The sequence below is a fragment of the Nocardia sp. NPDC050406 genome, assembly GCF_044459025.1.
Lineage (GTDB): Bacteria > Actinomycetota > Actinomycetes > Mycobacteriales > Mycobacteriaceae > Nocardia.
Window position 1 is genome coordinate 617,985 of the sequence record NZ_JBITIM010000001.1, and the last position, 16,817, is coordinate 634,801.

15 protein-coding genes are annotated in these 16,817 nt (G+C 68.0%); 9 read left to right on the top strand and 6 right to left on the bottom strand.

The annotated features are described in order from the left end of the window. Window positions 1-57: 57 nt before the first annotated feature. A complete protein-coding gene (locus ACIBH2_RS02835; RefSeq protein WP_397112725.1) occupies window positions 58-3,234 on the top strand; it encodes a carboxyl transferase domain-containing protein in 3,177 nt (1,058 codons plus the stop codon). A 20-nt stretch (window positions 3,235-3,254) separates the two neighbouring features. Here ACIBH2_RS02835 and ACIBH2_RS02840 read toward each other — a convergent pair whose 3' ends face one another. Further along, on the bottom strand, window positions 3,255-4,391 hold the full coding sequence (locus tag ACIBH2_RS02840; RefSeq protein WP_397112727.1) for an epoxide hydrolase family protein: 1,137 nt from the start codon (window positions 4,389-4,391) through the stop codon (window positions 3,255-3,257). Window positions 4,392-4,453: 62 nt separating this feature from the next. On the opposite strand from ACIBH2_RS02840, the gene ACIBH2_RS02845 reads away from it, so the two are divergent. Continuing rightward, window positions 4,454-5,404, top strand: a complete 951-nt coding sequence (locus ACIBH2_RS02845; protein WP_397112729.1) for a helix-turn-helix transcriptional regulator — start codon at window positions 4,454-4,456, stop codon at window positions 5,402-5,404. A 116-nt stretch (window positions 5,405-5,520) separates the two neighbouring features. Beyond that, entirely contained in the window at window positions 5,521-6,843 is a 1,323-nt protein-coding gene (locus ACIBH2_RS02850) for a cytochrome P450 (protein WP_397112731.1), read from the top strand. Here the strand turns inward: ACIBH2_RS02850 and ACIBH2_RS02855 are convergent. Continuing rightward, entirely contained in the window at window positions 6,782-7,213 is a 432-nt protein-coding gene (locus ACIBH2_RS02855; RefSeq protein ID WP_397112733.1) for a MerR family transcriptional regulator, read from the bottom strand. The two genes, ACIBH2_RS02850 and ACIBH2_RS02855, sit on opposite strands and share 62 nt — an antisense overlap. A gap of 98 nt (window positions 7,214-7,311) precedes the next feature. Here ACIBH2_RS02855 and ACIBH2_RS02860 point away from each other — a divergent pair, with 98 nt between their 5' ends. The 3 genes from ACIBH2_RS02860 to ACIBH2_RS02870 all read left to right on the top strand — a co-directional run bounded on the left by ACIBH2_RS02860 (window position 7,312) and on the right by ACIBH2_RS02870 (window position 9,603). Then, window positions 7,312-8,280 carry an MBL fold metallo-hydrolase gene (locus ACIBH2_RS02860; RefSeq protein ID WP_397112735.1) on the top strand — a complete coding sequence of 323 codons (969 nt, stop codon included), beginning with the start codon at window positions 7,312-7,314 and terminating at the stop codon, window positions 8,278-8,280. Window positions 8,281-8,317: 37 nt separating this feature from the next. After that, window positions 8,318-9,133 carry an NAD(P)H-binding protein gene (locus ACIBH2_RS02865; RefSeq protein ID WP_397112737.1) on the top strand — a complete coding sequence of 272 codons (816 nt, stop codon included), beginning with the start codon at window positions 8,318-8,320 and terminating at the stop codon, window positions 9,131-9,133. Window positions 9,134-9,231: 98 nt separating this feature from the next. Beyond that, window positions 9,232-9,603 (top strand): DUF4913 domain-containing protein, encoded by a 372-nt coding sequence (locus ACIBH2_RS02870; RefSeq protein ID WP_397112739.1) that lies wholly within the window; start codon window positions 9,232-9,234, stop codon window positions 9,601-9,603. On the opposite strand, the gene ACIBH2_RS02875 is transcribed toward ACIBH2_RS02870, so the two are convergent. Next, window positions 9,600-10,445 carry an SAM-dependent methyltransferase gene (locus ACIBH2_RS02875; protein ID WP_397112741.1) on the bottom strand — a complete coding sequence of 282 codons (846 nt, stop codon included), beginning with the start codon at window positions 10,443-10,445 and terminating at the stop codon, window positions 9,600-9,602. The two genes, ACIBH2_RS02870 and ACIBH2_RS02875, sit on opposite strands and share 4 nt — an antisense overlap. A gap of 281 nt (window positions 10,446-10,726) precedes the next feature. Next, window positions 10,727-11,845: a hypothetical protein gene (locus ACIBH2_RS02880; protein WP_397112743.1), complete on the bottom strand. Its 1,119-nt coding sequence runs from the start codon at window positions 11,843-11,845 to the stop codon at window positions 10,727-10,729. 382 nt (window positions 11,846-12,227) lie between these two features. Here ACIBH2_RS02880 and ACIBH2_RS02885 point away from each other — a divergent pair, with 382 nt between their 5' ends. Next, window positions 12,228-13,079, top strand: coding sequence for a hypothetical protein (locus tag ACIBH2_RS02885; RefSeq protein WP_397112745.1), 852 nt, complete (start codon window positions 12,228-12,230; stop codon window positions 13,077-13,079). Window positions 13,080-13,235: 156 nt separating this feature from the next. Further along, entirely contained in the window at window positions 13,236-13,541 is a 306-nt protein-coding gene (acpM, locus tag ACIBH2_RS02890) for a meromycolate extension acyl carrier protein AcpM (RefSeq protein WP_397112747.1), read from the top strand. Between the two features lie 10 nt (window positions 13,542-13,551). On the opposite strand, the gene ACIBH2_RS02895 is transcribed toward acpM, so the two are convergent. Then, entirely contained in the window at window positions 13,552-14,307 is a 756-nt protein-coding gene (locus ACIBH2_RS02895) for an SDR family NAD(P)-dependent oxidoreductase (protein WP_397112749.1), read from the bottom strand. A 124-nt stretch (window positions 14,308-14,431) separates the two neighbouring features. Next, window positions 14,432-15,418 (bottom strand): DUF1353 domain-containing protein, encoded by a 987-nt coding sequence (locus tag ACIBH2_RS02900; protein WP_397112751.1) that lies wholly within the window; start codon window positions 15,416-15,418, stop codon window positions 14,432-14,434. A 134-nt stretch (window positions 15,419-15,552) separates the two neighbouring features. Between ACIBH2_RS02900 and dinB the strand changes: the two genes are divergently transcribed. Then, the gene (gene dinB, locus ACIBH2_RS02905; RefSeq protein WP_397112755.1) at window positions 15,553-16,779 is read left to right on the top strand and encodes a DNA polymerase IV; all 1,227 of its coding nucleotides are present in this window, start codon (window positions 15,553-15,555) and stop codon (window positions 16,777-16,779) included. Window positions 16,780-16,817 lie beyond the last annotated feature (38 nt).

Genomic DNA, 16,817 nt, shown 5'->3' on the forward strand with positions numbered 1-16,817 from the left:
CCGGCGCGAGGCCCGGTTGGGTGAGCGTCGCGCGGCGGCGTCGGCGAGACTGGCGGGATGCACATCGTTGTGGCGAACCGGGGTGAAGTGGCCGTGCGCGTTCTGCGGACCGCGCGGGAGTGGGGGTTCGCGACGCTCGCGTTGTATACCGGCGACGAGGCCGACGGCATGCCGGTGCGGTTGGCCGACGAGGCGGTGGAGTTGCCCGGAGTGGGGGCGACGGCGTATCTCGATGTGGCGGCAGTGGTGAAGGCGGCGCGGACGGCGGGGGCGGGTGCGCTGGTGCATCCGGGGTATGGGTTTCTCAGCGAGAGCGCCGAATTCGCTGCCGCGTGCGCGGCGGCCGACCTCGTGTTCGTGGGTCCGTCGCCGGAGGTCTTGCGGATTTTCGGCGACAAGGTCGCGGCGCGGGCGGCGGCTCTGCGGGCCGGGGTGCCGGTACTCCCGGCGACCGAGGCGGGGGCGTCGGTGGCGGAGATCGCCGCGCTGCTGGCGGCGCATCCCGGGGGTGTCATGGTGAAGGCGGCCGCCGGTGGCGGTGGGCGCGGTATGCGGATGGTGCGCGATGCCGGGTCGCTCGCCGAGGCGTACGAGCGCTGTCGCGCCGAGTCGCTCGCGGGGTTCGGGGACGACACCGTGTACGCCGAGGCGCTGGTCGCCGACGCCCGGCATATCGAGGTTCAGATCGTGGCGGACGGGACGTCCGCGCGGGCGGTCGGCGATCGCGATTGCAGTGTGCAGCGGCGACAGCAGAAGCTCATCGAAGTCGCGCCCGCGCCGAATCTCGAGGCGGCGCTGCGGAATCGCATGCACGAGTACGCGGTGCGGTTGGCGGAGTCGGTGGGATGCCGGGGTGTGATCACGGTCGAGTTCCTGGTGAACGGTCCCGAGGCGTGGTTCCTGGAGGTGAATCCGCGGTTGCAGGTGGAGCACACGGTCACCGAGGAGGTGACGGGGCTGGATCTGGTGGCCGTTCAGCTCGAGCTCGCGCGGGGGCGTTCGCTCGCCGACCTGGACCTGCCGACCGACGCACGCGGCTTTGCGGTACAGGCGCGGGTCAACGCCGAAATGCTCACGGCCGGTGGGGAAATGCTGCCCGGCACCGGTGTGCTGACCCAGTTCACTCCCCCGACGGGTGTCGGAGTTCGGGTCGATACGGCGGCATTCAGCGGGATGCGTCAAGGCGCGCGGTTCGACTCCCTGTTGGCCAAGATCATCGCGCGTGGGCCGTTCTATACCGCCGCGTTGCGGCGTACTGCGGATGCGCTCGCCGAGACGGTGATCGTGGGCGTCGAGACGAATATCGCCGTGCAGCGCGCGGTATTGGACGAACTCTCGAAGTCCGAGGCGGTCTCGACGTCCTGGTTCGAGGAGCGGATCGGCGAACTTCTCGTCAAGGCAGACGATTTCGCTTCAGCACCCCATCAGGTGGCCGAGCTCGCCGTCGCCCAGGACCACCTCGAGGCGCAGGAGGGTGAGCAGGTCCTGCGCTCCCCCATGGGCGCGACGGTGGTCTCCGTGGTGGAACCGGGCGCGGTGGTGGCTGCCGGTGCCGAGGTCGCGGTCCTCGAGGCCATGAAAATGCAGCATGTGGTGCGGGCCGAACAGCCGCTACGCGTCCTGCGGGCGCTCGTCGAGCCCGGCGCGGTAGTGGACCCGCACACTCCCCTGCTGCTGTGGGCCGAGGCCGATCACGACGGCTCCGGCGCGAATGTCGAAGCGGTGGACCTGGATTCGGTGCGCGCCGACCTCGCCGAGGTGCGCGAGCGACACCGCGTCGGTCTGGACGAGGCCCGTCCGGAGGCGGTCGCCAAACGCCATCGCCTCGGTCGGCGCACCGCCCGGCAGAACATCGCCGACCTGGTCGACGCCGACAGCTTCGTGGAATACGGCGCACTCGCCGTCGCGGCGCAGCGACTGCGCCGCAGCCCCGAGGATCTCATCGCCAATACCCCGGCCGACGGCCTGATCGCGGGTGTCGCCACCATCAATGCCGATCGCTTCGGCAAAGAGGCGACCCGGGCGGTGGTCATGTCCTACGACTACACGGTCCTGGCGGGCACCCAGGGCATGCGCAATCACGCCAAGACCGATCGCATGCTGGAACTCGCGCACGCGCAACGCCTTCCGGTGGTGTTCTTCACCGAAGGCGGCGGCGGGCGACCGGGCGACACCGACTACGCCGGAATCTCCGGCCTCGACGTCACCACCTTCCGCGCCATGGGCGCGCTGTCGGGCCACGTACCGCTGATCGGCATCGTCTCGGGCCGCTGTTTCGCCGGGAACGCCGCACTGCTCGGCATGTGCGATGTTGTCATCGCGACCCCCGACGCGAATATCGGCATGGGTGGTCCGGCCATGATCGAGGGCGGCGGGCTGGGCGTGTACGCGCCGGAGGACATCGGTCCGATCGAGGTGCAGCGGCGCAATGGCGTGGTGCACATCGTCGCCGCCGACGAGGCCGAGGCGGTGGATATCGCACGGCGCTATCTGGCGTACTTCCAAGGGGACGCCACCGACTGGACCGCGCCGGATCCTCGGCTGTCCCGCCACGTGGTCCCGGAGAATCGACTGCGCGCCTTCGATATTCGCGCCGCGATCGACGCGGTCGCCGATGTCGATTCCGTGCTCGAACTGCGCCGCGACTGGGGCGTCGGCGTGGTGACCGCGCTCATCCGCGTCGAGGGCCGCGCCTTCGGCCTCATCGCCAACGACTGCCACCACCTCGGCGGCGCGATCGACGCACCCGCCGCCGATAAGCTCAGCGCCTTCCTGCGCCTCTGCGACGCCCACGGACTGCCGATCGTATCCCTCTGCGACACACCGGGCTTCATGGTCGGTCCCGAAGCCGAGACACATGCCACCGTCACCAAGTTCAGCCGCCTGTTCATCGACGCCGCCGCGCTCACCGTCCCGTGGGGCACCATCATCCTGCGCAAGGGCTACGGTCTGGGTGCTCAAGCCATGGCGGCGGGCTCCTTCCGCGCGCCCCGCTTCGTCATCGCCTGGCCCACCGGCGAAATCGGCGGCATGGGCCTCGAAGGGGCGGTCCGCCTCGGCTTCGCCAAGGAACTCGCCGCCATCGAGGACCCGACCGAACGCGAGACCGCCTTCGACAATCTCGTCCAACTCGCCTACGCCAACGGCAAAGCTCTCACCGCCGCCACCGTCCTCGAACTCGACGACGTCATCGATCCCGCCGACACCCGGCGCTGGATCGACACCCTCCGCTAGGCGCCGATCCAGCGGCCGCGTCAGCGCAGTTTGCGGAAGAAGTCACGCAGGTCCGCGGTGAGCAGGTCCGGCGCTTCCATGGCGGCGAAGTGGCCGCCTCGGTCGAATTCGGACCAGTGCACGACGGTGTTCTGCTTTTCGACGATGCCGCGAATCGTATTGCCGCCCGGGAAGATCGCGACTCCGGTGGGGACGGACGACTTCGCCGCCGCGGCTCCCCAGGACTGGGACTCCTTGTAGCCGCGCATGGAGGAGCCGGTGGTGTCGGTGAACCACAGGATCGCGAGATTGGTGAGCAGCAGGTCGCGGTCGATGGCGTCGTCGGGGCGGGTTGTGGCGGGGTTGGTGTAGGTGTTCACGACGTCGAGGACCCAGGCCATCATGCCCGCCGGAGAGTCGGACACCGCGGGGGCGAGAGTCTGCGGACGCGTGGAGTGGATACCGGCGTAACCGGTGGTCTCCTGGCTGCTCCAATCGGAGAGCGCGGCGATCTTCTCCTGGTCCTCGGCGCTGTAACCGGACGGATCGTCGTCCCAGGACGGGATGGTGATCGGATCGTTGAGGTGAATACCGGCCACATGTTCGGTGTCGATGCGGCCGAGCTCGGGCGCGACGAACGAACCCATATCGCCGCCCTGCACGCCGTAGCGCGAATAGCCCAGGCGCGCCATGAGTTTCGCGAGCAGTTCGGCGCTGCGCTCGGTGGCGGCATCGCCCGGCCGCCGGGTCGGGCCGGAGAAGCCGAATCCGGGCAGGGTGGGAATCACCAGGTGGAAGGCATCGCTCGCGTCGCCGCCGTGCGCGCGGGGATCGGTGAGCGCGCCGATCATCTCGGTGAAATCCTCGAACGGCCAGCCGTGCACGAGCACCAGCGCCAGCGCGTCCGGCTCCGGCGAGCGCACATGCATGAAATGGATTGTCTGTCCGTCGATCTCGGTGACGAACTGCGGGATCTCGTTCCGGGCGGCCTCCTGGGCGCGCCAGTCGTAGTCGTTGCGCCAGTACTCCGCCAGCTCGCGCACATACGCGGTCGGAATGCCGTAGCTCCACTCGACGCCCGGCAGTTCCGACGGCCACCGGGTATTGGCCAGACGGGCATTCAAGTCGTCGAGGTCGCGCTGCGGGATATCGATGCGGAAAGGCTCGATGTTCGTCATGTTCTCCACGGTAGAAGCCTCTTAGGTCGGGTTCTGTCCTAAGGTCGTGGCAGTCTGGGAGCATGCTCGAAACTTCGGCTCGACTGCTGCGGCTGCTGTCGCTGCTGCAAACCCATCGCGACTGGTCCGGCCCGGAATTGGCCGATCGACTCGGCGTCAGCGCGCGGACCGTCCGCCGCGATATCGACCGCCTGCGCGAACTCGGCTATCCCGTCGACGCCGTCCAGGGCACGGCCGGATACCGTCTCGCCGCGGGCTCCGCCCTCCCGCCGCTGCTGCTCGACGACGAGGAGGCCGTCGCCGTGGCCGTGGGGCTGCGGACCACCGCGGGCGGCACCGTCGCCGGTATCGAGGAGGCGTCGCTGCGTGCGCTGACCAAACTCGAACAGGTCATGCCCTCGCGTCTGCGACACCGGCTCGAAGCGCTGAAACGGACGGTGGTGCGCGTGGAGCCGACCGGGCCGAGGGTGGACTCCGATACGCTCATCGCCCTCTCCGACGCCTGCAACCGGCACGAGCGGCTGCGCTTCGACTACTCCGATCACGCGGGGCGCGAATCGATTCGAGAGGCCGAACCGCACGCGGTGGTCAACTTCAACCGGCACTGGTACCTGGTCGGCTGGGATGTGCGCCGCGACGACTGGCGCACCTACCGGGTGGACCGCCTGCGCCCGCGTATCCCGACCGGGCCGCGCTTCCCGCCACGCGAACCACCCGACGGCGATGTGGTGGCCTACCTCTCCCGCCGCCTGTCGCAGACGTCGTGGCCGTACCAGGCCACGGTGACCCTGCACCGCGGCGCCGCCGAACTCGCCGACCAGATCTGGCCGGGCATGGGCGTTCTCGAGGCGGTCGACGATTCCTCGTGCCTCCTGCATCTGGGCGCGGACACCCCGTGGGCGCTGACCTGGATGCTGACCTCCATCGACACCGACTTCACCGTCACCGATCCCCCGGAGCTCGTCGCGGAGATCGAGAAGATCGCCCGCCGCTGCGCCGCCGCCCTGCGCTAGCCGCGCGTCGGAGAGCACGAGCTCCTCGCGGCCGTTCCGTGCGATGCCGCGACGACCTACGGTGGTAACAGGCGTGGCGGTCGCCCGCGCCGGTTCCGCGCGGAAGGAACGACGACGTGCACACCGCCTACCCACCCGGCCCCCGTATTCCGAGAGCGATACAGACGCTGCTGTACGCGAAATGGCGTGGGCTGCTGCTCGATACGGCGGCGCGCCGCTACGGGGACGTGTTCACGCTGCGGCTGGTACCGCCCTACGCCGAGCAGCTGGTGGTCTTCTCGCGGCCCGAGCACATTCGGGAGATCTTCGCCGGAAGTCCGGCGGATCTGCATGCCGGGGAAGGGAATCGGCTGCTGGTCCACATCATGGGCACCCGGTCGGTGCTGCTCACCGACGAGCAGGAGCACGCGCGGGCGCGGCGGCTGCTCATGCCCGCCTTCACCGGGTCGGCGTTGCACGGGTATCGCGGCATGGTGGAGGCCATTGCCAAAACGCATGTGGATCGGTGGGTTTCGGGGTCCACGGTGACCGCGCTGGACCGTATGAACGAACTCACCCTGGATGTGATCATGCAGGTGGTCTTCGGTATGACCGATGAGCGGCGACGCGACGAACTCGCGCCGCTGCTGCGCCGGATCGTGAATATCAATCCGATCGTGTTCTTCGGCTGGAAGTGGCCCCGCCTGGAGCGCTACGGGGTGTGGAAGCGGATGCGCGCCACCCAGCGGGCCATCGACGAGCTGTTGCTGGCCGAGATCGCCCGGCGGCGGGCGCATCCCGAGGTGGACCAGCGGGCCGATGTGCTGTCGCGGCTACTCGCCGTCGGCGCGGGCGACGGGGCGGATCAACCGCTCTCGGATGCCGAGCTGCGCGATCAGCTCATCACCCTGCTGCTCGCGGGCCACGAAACCACCGCGTCGGCGCTGTCGTGGGCGCTGCAGGAGCTCGCGGCGAATCCGGACATCCAGGAGGCCGCGCGTCGCGCCGCACACGACGGCGACGACAAATACCTCAAGGCGGTGCTGAAGGAATCCATGCGCCGCCGCACGATCATCGCGGCCACCGGGCGACGCCTCACCCGCGACCTGACGATCGGCGACATACCGCTGCCCGAGGGCACCGTGGTGTCGACGTCGATTCTGTTGGCGCACAAGCGCTCCGACAACTATCCCGATGCCGCGCGGTTCCGCCCCGATCGCTTCCTCGACGGCAGCGTCGCCGCCAATACCTGGCTGCCCTTCGGGGGCGGTGTCCGTCGGTGCATCGGCGCGGGCTTCTCGCTCATGGAGGGGACCGTCGTACTCCGTGAGGTACTGGGTCGGTTCACGGTCGCGCTACCCGAGGGTGGGCGAGCCGAACGGGCCCGGATTCGCAATATCACCCACGTCCCGGCACATGGCGCGAAAATCGTGGTGTCCGCTGACGCTCCCGTGCGGTGAACCGCGAGCACTCCGGACATTCCGAGACGACCCGATGGCGGCATTCGCCCAAGTGCTCGAGGAAGCGGTCGGTGGCCCGCAGCAACGCGATACGCTCGCGCACTGCCGCGCGTTCGGCATCGATGAGGGTCACCCGTTCGGCCCGCGCGCCGACCGCGAGTTGACGGATCTGCTCGAGTGACAGCCCCGCGCGCTGCAACGTGCGAATGAGCCGGGCCTGATCCAGGGTGTTCGCGTCGTAATTGCGATGACCCGAGGGGCTGCGGTTCGGGGCGAGCAGCCCCACCGATGCCCAGTGCCTGAGCACGTGGGCTTCGATTCCGAGAGCGGCGGCCGCGTCGCCGATACGCATATCCGTCACAGTCGCCACCAGTTCTCCTTTACTTCACGTCGACCTCGAGTATTACCGTTCCACAACCCCGACGGCGGATCGGTAGCCGGGCGACAGTGGGAATGGAGAGTGGGATCATGACCGAGATGGCGCGCACCCCGAGTCTGCTCGAATGCTGCACGGCAGCAGTAGGTTTGGCGACGGGGGCGGTACGCCCCAGACGAGCCGACGAGCGCTTCCTGCGCTCGCTCACCAATGCCGGGCTGCCGACCCCTCGGCGCACCGTACGGGTGACCGCCCTGCCGCAGACCCCGCGATCGGTGCCGACCGCGATCATCGTGGAGGGCGTGTACACACCGCGGCACGTCACCAACGCGCTCACCACCTTCGTGGTCGAACACCCCGACGCCACCTTCCTGCTGGACCCGAGCGTCTGCGTGGATGTGGAACAGCGCGCCCTGGCGCAACTGCCGACGGTGCTGCGCGCGCTCGTTCGTCCGCCGTCGAGCACGCTCCCGACCACCACCGCGCTACGCCGCGAGCCATCGCTGCCGACACCGGATTTCGCGCTCCCGACCCACGCGCACTGGGATCACGTCTGCGGCCTGCTGGACCTGCCCGGCCTCCCGGTCCACTTGCACCGGACCGAGCACCAGTGGATCGGTACGGGCGCGGTACCCCCGGCTGGCGGGGTGCGCGATGCGCTGCTCGACCGCCCCATCGTCGAGTACGAGCTCGACGGGCCGCCCGTACTGACCTTCACCCGCAGCCATGATCTTTTCGGCGACGGCAGTGTCGTTCTGGTCGATCTGGCGGGCCATACGCCCGGCAGTATCGGCGTCCTCGCGCACACCGCACGCGGCTGGGTGCTGTTGGCCGGGGATGCCGCCTGGCACACCGAACAGGTCGACCGCATTCGCCAGAAGGCCAGCTTCCCGGGCAATTTCGTCGACAACGACCGCGACGAGGCGTTCAAGGCCCTGCACCGTCTGCACGTGGCTCGACACTTCGCGACCATCGTTCCCACGCACGACCACGCGGCGTCGGAGCACCTGCGTCCACGCGGCGCCGCGCACGACGAGGCGGTGGACCGGCAACGCCTTTAGGCTGGTGTCGATTTCACACGATGAAGGGATCGACACGATGTTTCTGGTGACGGGCGCGTCCGGCAATGTGGGCGCGGAGGTCGTACAGGCGTTGGCGACGGCCGGGGAACCCGTGCGGGCGCTGGTACGCGACCCTCGGCGCGTCACCCTGCCCGAGGGCGTCGACGCGGTGGCGGGCGACCTCACCGCACCCGAAACCCTTGCCTTCGACGGTATTCGGGCTCTGTTCCTGCTGCCGGGCTACCCCGGGGTGGCTCAGGCGGCGGCGAGGGCCGGGGTCGAACACATCGTGCAGTTGTCGGGTGTCTCGGCGGGCACCGGCGACAACGGCAATGCCGTCACCCGCTACATGGCCGCCTCGGAACGCGAAGTCCTCGAATCCGGGGCGACCTGGACGATCCTGCGCCCCTGCGCCTTCGCCTCCAATGCCCTGCGCTGGCTGCCGCAACTGCGCGCCGGGGATGTGGTGCGAGCGCCGTTCCCGGAGGTCCGCACGGCCAGCCTGGATGCCTTCGACCTTGGCGCGGTCGCCGCGGAAGCCCTGCGCGACAAGCGTTTCCACGGCGAGATCCTGTGGCCCACCGGGCCGGAAGCGCTGCGCCCGGCCGACCAGGTGGCTGTTCTCGGCAAGGTCCTGGGCCGAAACCTCGTCTGCCACGGCCTCACCGACGACGAGGCCCGGGCCGACATGCTGGAGAACACCCCGGTCGAGTACGTGGACGCCTTCTTCGACTTCTACGTCCACGGCGCCATCGACGAATCGATTGTGCGCCCCACGGTCGAGGAGGTCACCGGTCGCCCGCCGCGCACCTTCGAACAGTGGGCCACCGCGCACGCCGACGCCTTCCGCTGACAGGCGTCCGGACGAGATTCGTTCGATGGCGCGACTGCGCCATACGAACTTCGTTGCGTCACAGTGACGTTGGCCGGTCGTGCTGTTGAATAGAGGCCATGAGTGACTGGAGATCGGTAGGCCACGTCTATCCGTCGGTGATCGAGTTCGTCGAGAACTATCTGAGCCTGGTGTACCGACGTGACGTGGTCAACGATCCGACGCTGGCCTGGTGCCCGGAGTGGTGGAAGCATGCCGAGGCCGTGGCGCGCCTCGAAATCCTCTGGCGCGCTTGGGAACACTATCGACTGGAGCCACGCACCGGATTGAGCGTGTGGTTCCTCGACCATGCCGACCCGCAGATGGGTCGGCTCTTCGCCTCCGACGGCCCGTTCCGTTTCTGCGGTGCGAAGCTGGGGCATCGAGATATGCTCGCGCCCCTTCCGCTGGTCTCGCCGCGGAAGGATCTGTTCACCGAACCGACGGATTAGCCGGACTTACGGGCCATTCCGGAGACGACCAGCTCTTCCCACACACTCAGGTCGCGCTCTTCGCTGGGCTCGTTGGCCCGCGGCGGATCCGGCCGCCACTGCTTACAGGCCTTGAGTCCCGGATCGAGCAGTTCCAGATCGCCGAACAGCTCCAGAATCTGCTTCTCGTCGCGCCAGCGACCCCGCCCGAACGCCTCCAGGATCTTGCGCTCGGTGGCCGCGGCCTCGCGGGTACGCCCGGTCTGGAAGTGCGAGATGTAGACACGGCTCTCGGGGGCCATGCGATCCGCCCAGCTCTTCACCACGCCCGCGGGATCCTCGTCGTCGTTCAGGAAACTCAGCGTGATGCCGAAGATGATGCCGAGGGGTTCGTCGAAGTCGATGAGCCGCTGCACATCCGGATGCTCACGGATCGCCGCCGGATCGCCCACATCGGCCTCGAGGACGGCGATATTCTCGTCGATCGCGAGCAGTGCCCGACCGTGGGCCACCACGAAGGGATCGTTGTCCACGTACACGACGCGGGCGTCGGGGTGCTGACGGCGCAGCACATCGTGGATGTTCTCGTCGGTGGGCAGACCGCAACCCATATCGATCACCTGGCGGATGCCATCGGCGGCCATATCGCGAGCGGCGCGCAGCACGGCATCGCGATTGGTGATGGCGAGCAACTCCGAACCCGGGAGGTCGCCCATGAAGAAGTCCCCGACATCCTTGTCGACCCCGTAGTTGTCGCGCCCGCCGAGAACGTAGCTGTACACGCGCGCCACGCTCGGCCGAGATTGCCGAGCCCGAATGGCGTTGATGTTCAAGTCTCGCACCCCTTTTACCCTTCCGTGCACCAGCGGTCGATGATCGCACGGGCAGTCGCCTTACCGGCGGAACCACGATTGAAGATCATTCCAGATCGCGTCCGAGCGGAGCAGTCTTTCCCATGACGATACAGGTGCAAGCCCATATCTCCGACACGATCGAAATCTTCGCCGTGAAGATTCGAATTGCGAACTGCAGCTAGCGTTTTATACCGACCAGTCACGATTTTTCACTGCCATTGTCCATTGCTGAGTATGGTCATACCCGATGGTCCCGTGGGGGCAATCGACGCCCGATTCCGTGGGCGATTTCAGCGCGCGGCGGCCTTCTCGGGCACCGTACTCCCCCCGCGCTCCGCGAGGACCGCATCGAGCTGTCGTTCGGCGCGTTCGGCGCGGGCGAGGATCTGTTCACGGGCGTCGTCGAGCGCGGCCAGCCGGGCGGCCGCCTCCTGGCGGGTCTGCTCCAGGGTGACGCCGAATTCGGCGCGGATCTTGGCCACATCATCGGCGGCGGTGCGGCGGGACTCGGACAATTCGATGCGGACGCGATCGAGTTCGGCACGGACCCGCGTGAGCTCGTCACGGGTCTCGGCCATGGCCTGATTGCGTTCGGCCACAGCCTGTTCCGCGCGGTCGATGGCCCGTTCGGCGTCGGCGGCCCGCTGAACGGCGAGATCGCGTTCGGCGGCCGCGGCCGTGGTGCGCTGGGAGGCGTCGCGGCGGACCTGTTCGATCTCGGCCGCGGTCTTCGACCGTGCCAGGTCGATCTCCTCGCTCGCCTGCTGCCGGGCGCGTTCCACATCCTCGGCCGCCTCGCGGCGAATTGTCCGGATTTCCGCCTCGGCCTCGGTGCGTGCGGCGAAGACGTCGTCGGCGGCCTGTTTGGTCACCCGCTCAACCTCTTTCATCGCGTCATCGCGCGCGCTGAGCGCCTCCGCTATCTTGGCCTCCGCTTCTTCCGCGGCGGCCGCCGCATCCTCGGCGGCGGATTCCGCGGCCGCCCGGGCCTCTTCGGCCTCCCGCCGCGCCTGCTCCGCGGCCACCGTCGCCATCTCGGCCTCCGCGATCCGTCGCGCCGCATCGGCCTGTACGGCCTGCACTTGCGCCTCGGCCACGGAAGGGTCCGCCAAGGTGGACATTTCGGCCACCGCCGCGGAGAGCGTGGTCCCCAACTGATCCGCTAGCCCGCGGAACTGAATCAACAACTCGTCGGCGCGCATACGAGCCACGGTCACCGGCCCCTGTTGCGTCACAGTGACGTTCGCGACCGGAGCCTCACCCTCCGCCTGCTGCGCGCGTTGGCGTTCCCGCCAGGCCCGCCACCGCGTGTGGTCGGGATGGTCGCAGTACTCCGAGGGCCGCCCCGGACCTCCGCCGCGATGGATGGGACGCGTACAGCCCGGGTAATTACAGATGCTCGTCGACACGAACCAAATCGTAGCGTTGGTTTCGTCATTTCCAACGGAACAACACGAAACGAATCCCGTTGAGGCGCAATCTGTCCGCCGCCGTTCTGACCTCCGATAAGTGAACCTTATCGGAGGTCAGCCGAACGGCCCTCCCTCCCTCGACCTCCCGAACAATACGTTTCCGTTTGGTCGCAGCCAACGTTACGTAACTCCAACGAATTCTCCGAAAAACTGGGCTCGCATGTACGCCCGTACCAATTTGGCCTTCGCTCGGAGTCATTAGCGCCTCATTGGTCGCCGCAGAGTCGCACCGCAGACCATCAGTGCGGAAACAGAAACGGGTGCTTCGAACCGCGGTCGGCGCGGGGCAGAACCATCCATCAGAAAGGTGAGACAACCAATGATCAGCGCCCCCAAGCCCGCAGTGAAGCGCGCCGTCATGCTCGCTTCGGCCTTCTCGCTCGCCGCAGGCGCGCTGCACCTCGGCACGGCTCCGGCGTACGCCGTGGCGGGTCCGACCTCGAAGTACGAGTGCCGCGATGTGCAGACCCCCGGCAGCCTCTTCCCCGGCGACGAGGTGGCGTGCACGCTCACGGTCAGCACCACCGGCAATGACTCGTTCACCAATGTCGTTGCCGAGATGACCATTCCGGGCAGCACCGTCTATCAGACCGGCGGCACCAAGCAGGGCGCCCAGAAGGTCGTGTTCAATCTGGGCGAGATCAGCAAGACCAAGAGCGGCTCGGCCACCTTCACCGTCATGGTCGAGGGCAAGACGCCCGCCAATACCGCCATTTCGAGTGAGGCGGTCGTCAAGGGCTTCGCACCGAACGGTGCGTTCGACACCACCGCGGCGTCCAATACCCTCACGACCACCACGACCGGTGCCGGACAGGGTGGCGCGAAGCTGACCGCCAAGGAGGACCGGGCCTCGGTGAACACCTTCGGGCGGGCCGAGACCCCCATCGCCGATCTGGTCGACGCCCCCGCCGGGGTCACGCCGAAGATCGAGCAGGTGTCCAGCACCGAACCCAAGAAGGGTTACGTCGCTTTCCAGATCATCGACAACGGGCAGAAGATCGCCTGGAGCGCGCTGTGCACCGCGACCGCGCAGGAGAAGACCGAATCCTTCACCGTGAAGATCTCGGCCAACGGCCAGGCCCCGGTCGAGGCGAAGGTGACCGTCCTGCTCGGTGACAATGTGGCCAACCAGGGCATCGTGCAGCCGCCCAACTGCGCGCTGAAGCCCTGACAATCCACTGAATTCGCGCTCGCGGATTCGACATGACGCGGTCGGTGCGGCTCCTCGAAGCCGCACCGACCGCGCTCTGTTGTCCGGCTCCGTATCCTGTGCCGTCCATCACAAACTGTGGAAACTCCACCACGGTGGAGCTCCTAGCGTGAGCGCGTGACTACAACACAAGAAGACATCGTGGCCGGTATCGCGGCAATCGTCGAAGAGGTGACCGGGATCGAGGCGGCCGAGGTACTCCTCGAGAAATCCTTCGTCGACGATCTGGATATCGACTCGCTCTCCCTGGTGGAGGTCGCCGTCCAACTCGAGGACAAATACGGCGTGCAGATTCCCGACGAGGATATGGCGAGCCTGCGCACCGTGAACGACGCCGTTCTCTACGTCCAGAAGATGGAGGCCGAAAGGCCGGAGCTGGCAGCCGAATTGGAGGCGAGGCTGAAGGACGGCCCCGCCACCTGACCTACCCGGGTCACCAGGGCAGCGGGCCCTCTTCGCTGAAGAAGCCGCCGGTCGGTCCGTCCGCGCCGAGGGTGGCCATGCGGACGAGAATCGCGGCCCCCTGCTCGACGGTCAGGAATCCGGTGTGGTTGTTGCTGTCGGTGTCCACGTAGCCCGGGGCGACCGCATTGACCAGGATGCCGTCCTTGCGAAGTTCATTGGCATAGGCGACGGTCAGTGCGGTGACCGCGGACTTGGAGGGCGAGTAGGCGGCCGAGGGGAGCAGTCCCGCGAAGGGTCCGTCGGGATCACCGATCAGGGTCAGTGACGCCGCATGGCTGGCGACATTGACGATGCGCGGCGCGGGTGCATGGCGCAGCAGCGGCAGCATGGCATTGGTGACCGCGATCAGGCCGAAGACATTGGTCTCGAACACCGTTCGCACCATGGCCAGGTCGACGGTGCTGGGGATCTGATCGACGGCGTCGGTCGGTGAGACCTGGCCGGAGCCGGTGATTCCGGCATTGTTGATCAGCGCATCGAGGTGCCCGAACCGCTCCTCGATGAACTTCGCGGTCTCCCCCACGGTCGCCGCATCGGTGACATCCAAGGTCACGGCCAGCGCGTCGCCACCTGCCGACCGGATGGCCGCGGCCGCCTCCTCGCCGCGCCGGGGATCTCGCGCGCCGACCAGGACCGTCATCCCCAGTGCGGCGAGCTGTGCGGCGGCCGCCCGTCCGATGCCCTTGTTCGCCCCCGTGACCAGTGCGATTGTGCGCTCATTCATGGTGTCGACCTCACTCGTGTCGTCGTTGTCGGAACGACCATGAGATGCCGACGGCGCACTCGCTGTGACGCCGCGGCGTTATGGCATGGGTCACACGAGAGCGGATGAGCCGCAGGAGAACTCGTCAGGCGGTCCACCAGGACACGGCGAAGACCACGAACGTCGCCACGACGAAGACGATGCCGACGATCCGCGCCAGCCAGGGGCTCCGCCGCTGGAGGCGATCGACGGCGACCGCGAGTCCACCGATGAGGACGATCGGGAGGATGGCCGGAATGACCAGGGCCACAAGGGGTCCGATGATCCAGCCCGCGATGCGGAATTTCCCCCATGCGGTGCCGAGCAGCAGCGGGATGGCGATGGCACCGGCGGCACCGCCGATGAGCGCCTGTATCGGGCGCTCCGCTATCCACGGCACGCCTGGAATCGCGGGGGCGTCGAGGATGTCGAGGGTGCTCCAGAGGCCGAGCAGCACGATGACACCCAAGGTGCCCCACAGTGCCGTGCGGTAGTGCCACTTGCGCAGTGGCGTCCAGTCGACCTGGCGGGCGTGGTGCATGGTCGCGGCGGTGACGGCGGCCCAGACCATCCAGCGGCGAATCAGTCCGGTGCCGGTCGCGGCCATGGCATCCCGGAAGATCCGGTCGGCCTCGTCGCGGTGGATGACGCGTTCGGCGATATAGCTGGCGGGCTCGTCGCGATTGAGGACCAGGCCGTCGTGCAGGATGGCCGCGGGCAGGTGCGCGCCGGTCTTGGGCACCAGCCAGGTGAGGAACCAGGGCACCGAGGTGAGGTCGGTGGTCCACGACTCCAGATTGCCCGGGACCAGAATCTGGCCGACGCCGTTCGGCGCGTCGTCGAGATAGCCGATGCGGCGCAACAGCCGGAATTCCTCACGGCCGGTGCGGGTGTCGAAATGGCGGTCGAGGGCGATGGTGAGGTCGGGTTGCGGTTCGACGGCTCGCGGTTCGGGGGCGGGTCGCTGCTTCGGTTCCGGCGCGACATTCACCACCACCGCTTCGGGGGCGACCGCGTCGGCCGCTTCCTTGGCGGGGGCCCGGCCTCCGTCGTAGAACGCTCCGCTGGTCTGCTCGCCATCGAGCCGCATCATCCCAGGATGGCAGGAACGTGCGGAAAATATGGCATGAACTGCGAAGACGCGCCGAACCCCTTGATCGTCCTCAATGTCGGGCATGTCCGTGACGGCGGGCAGAGCTAGTCCCAAACCGATTGGTATGCGAACATATGTTCGTGTCTGGATCCCCTGCGAGCAGCCGCGCCCGACCCGAGCGGGCCGCGATTCTGCATGCCGACCTGGACTCGTTCTACGCCTCGGTGGAGCAGCGCGACAATCCGCGATTGCGGGGCAAGCCGGTGATCGTCGGCGGCGGGGTGGTGCTGGCGGCGAGTTACGAGGCGAAGGCGTTCGGGGTGCGCACGCCGATGAACGCGGGGCAGGCGCGGCGATTGTGTCCGCACCCCATCGTGGTGCCGCCGCGCATGTCGGCGTACGCGCAGGCGAGCAAGGCGGTGTTCGAGATCTTTCGGGATACCACGCCGGAGGTGGAGGGTATCTCGATCGACGAGGCGTTCCTCGATGTGCACGGGCTGTGGCGGATCGCGGGGACGCCGGTCGAGATCGCGCGCGGGCTGCGGGCGCGGGTGCGTGACGAGGTCGGATTGCCGATTTCGGTCGGGGTGGCCCGGACCAAGTTCCTCGCGAAGGTCGCGAGTGCGGTGTCGAAACCCGATGGGCTGCTGGAGGTTCCACCGGATCGGGAGTTGGAGTTCCTGCATCCGCTGCCGGTGGAGCGATTGTGGGGTGTCGGTGAGGTGACCTCGCGGGAATTGCGGGAGCGCGGCATCACCACGGTGGGGCAGTTGGCGCAGTGGGGTGAAAGCGCCTTGGCGGCGGCGGTCGGACCGGCCGCCGGGCGGCATCTGTACGCCCTGTCCTGGGCGCGTGATCCGCGGCGTGTCGAGACCGGGCGGCGACGGCGCTCCATTGGCGCACAGCGGGCGCTCGGTCGTCGGACTCGTACCGATGAGGAGTTGGAGGCGTATCTGCACGGCTTGGCGGATCGGCTTGGCCGCCGGTTGCGCGCCGCGGATCGGGTCTGTCGAACCGTGGTGTTGCGCATGCGTTTCGACGACTTCGGGCGGGCTACGCGTTCGCATACGCTCGCCGAGGCGACCGACAGTGGTGCGGTCATTCTTCGTGCCGCGCGCACGCTGTTGGCCGCCGCGCTTCCTCTGGTGCACGAGCGCGGGTTGACGCTCATCGGTCTGTCGCTGACCAATCTCGACAATGCCGACAGCGTGCAGTTGTCGCTGCCCTTCGAGGCGCGGGCGGAGTCCACGCTCGACTCGACCTTGGACGCGCTGCACGATCGCTTCGGGGCGGGTGCGGTGACCCGCGCGGCGCTGCTCAGGCGCGGCGAAGGGCTCTCGGTTCCGATGCTGCCGGACTGACACACTGCGCGAAACACCTTGGGGCGCAATACCGGTGC

Bases quoted from the DNA above. Each gene is read 5' to 3' on its own strand.
- ACIBH2_RS02885 (WP_397112745.1), top strand. From the start codon at position 12,228: ATGATCAGCGCCCCCAAGCCCGCAGTGAAGCGCGCCGTCATGCTCGCT.
- dinB (WP_397112755.1), top strand. From the start codon at position 15,553: ATGTTCGTGTCTGGATCCCCTGCGAGCAGCCGCGCCCGACCCGAGCGG.
- ACIBH2_RS02900 (WP_397112751.1), bottom strand. From the start codon at position 15,418: ATGATGCGGCTCGATGGCGAGCAGACCAGCGGAGCGTTCTACGACGGA.
- ACIBH2_RS02835 (WP_397112725.1), top strand. From the start codon at position 58: ATGCACATCGTTGTGGCGAACCGGGGTGAAGTGGCCGTGCGCGTTCTG.
- ACIBH2_RS02865 (WP_397112737.1), top strand. From the start codon at position 8,318: ATGTTTCTGGTGACGGGCGCGTCCGGCAATGTGGGCGCGGAGGTCGTA.
- ACIBH2_RS02860 (WP_397112735.1), top strand. From the start codon at position 7,312: ATGACCGAGATGGCGCGCACCCCGAGTCTGCTCGAATGCTGCACGGCA.
- ACIBH2_RS02845 (WP_397112729.1), top strand. From the start codon at position 4,454: ATGCTCGAAACTTCGGCTCGACTGCTGCGGCTGCTGTCGCTGCTGCAA.
- ACIBH2_RS02840 (WP_397112727.1), bottom strand. From the start codon at position 4,391: ATGACGAACATCGAGCCTTTCCGCATCGATATCCCGCAGCGCGACCTC.
- ACIBH2_RS02895 (WP_397112749.1), bottom strand. From the start codon at position 14,307: ATGAATGAGCGCACAATCGCACTGGTCACGGGGGCGAACAAGGGCATC.
- ACIBH2_RS02870 (WP_397112739.1), top strand. From the start codon at position 9,232: ATGAGTGACTGGAGATCGGTAGGCCACGTCTATCCGTCGGTGATCGAG.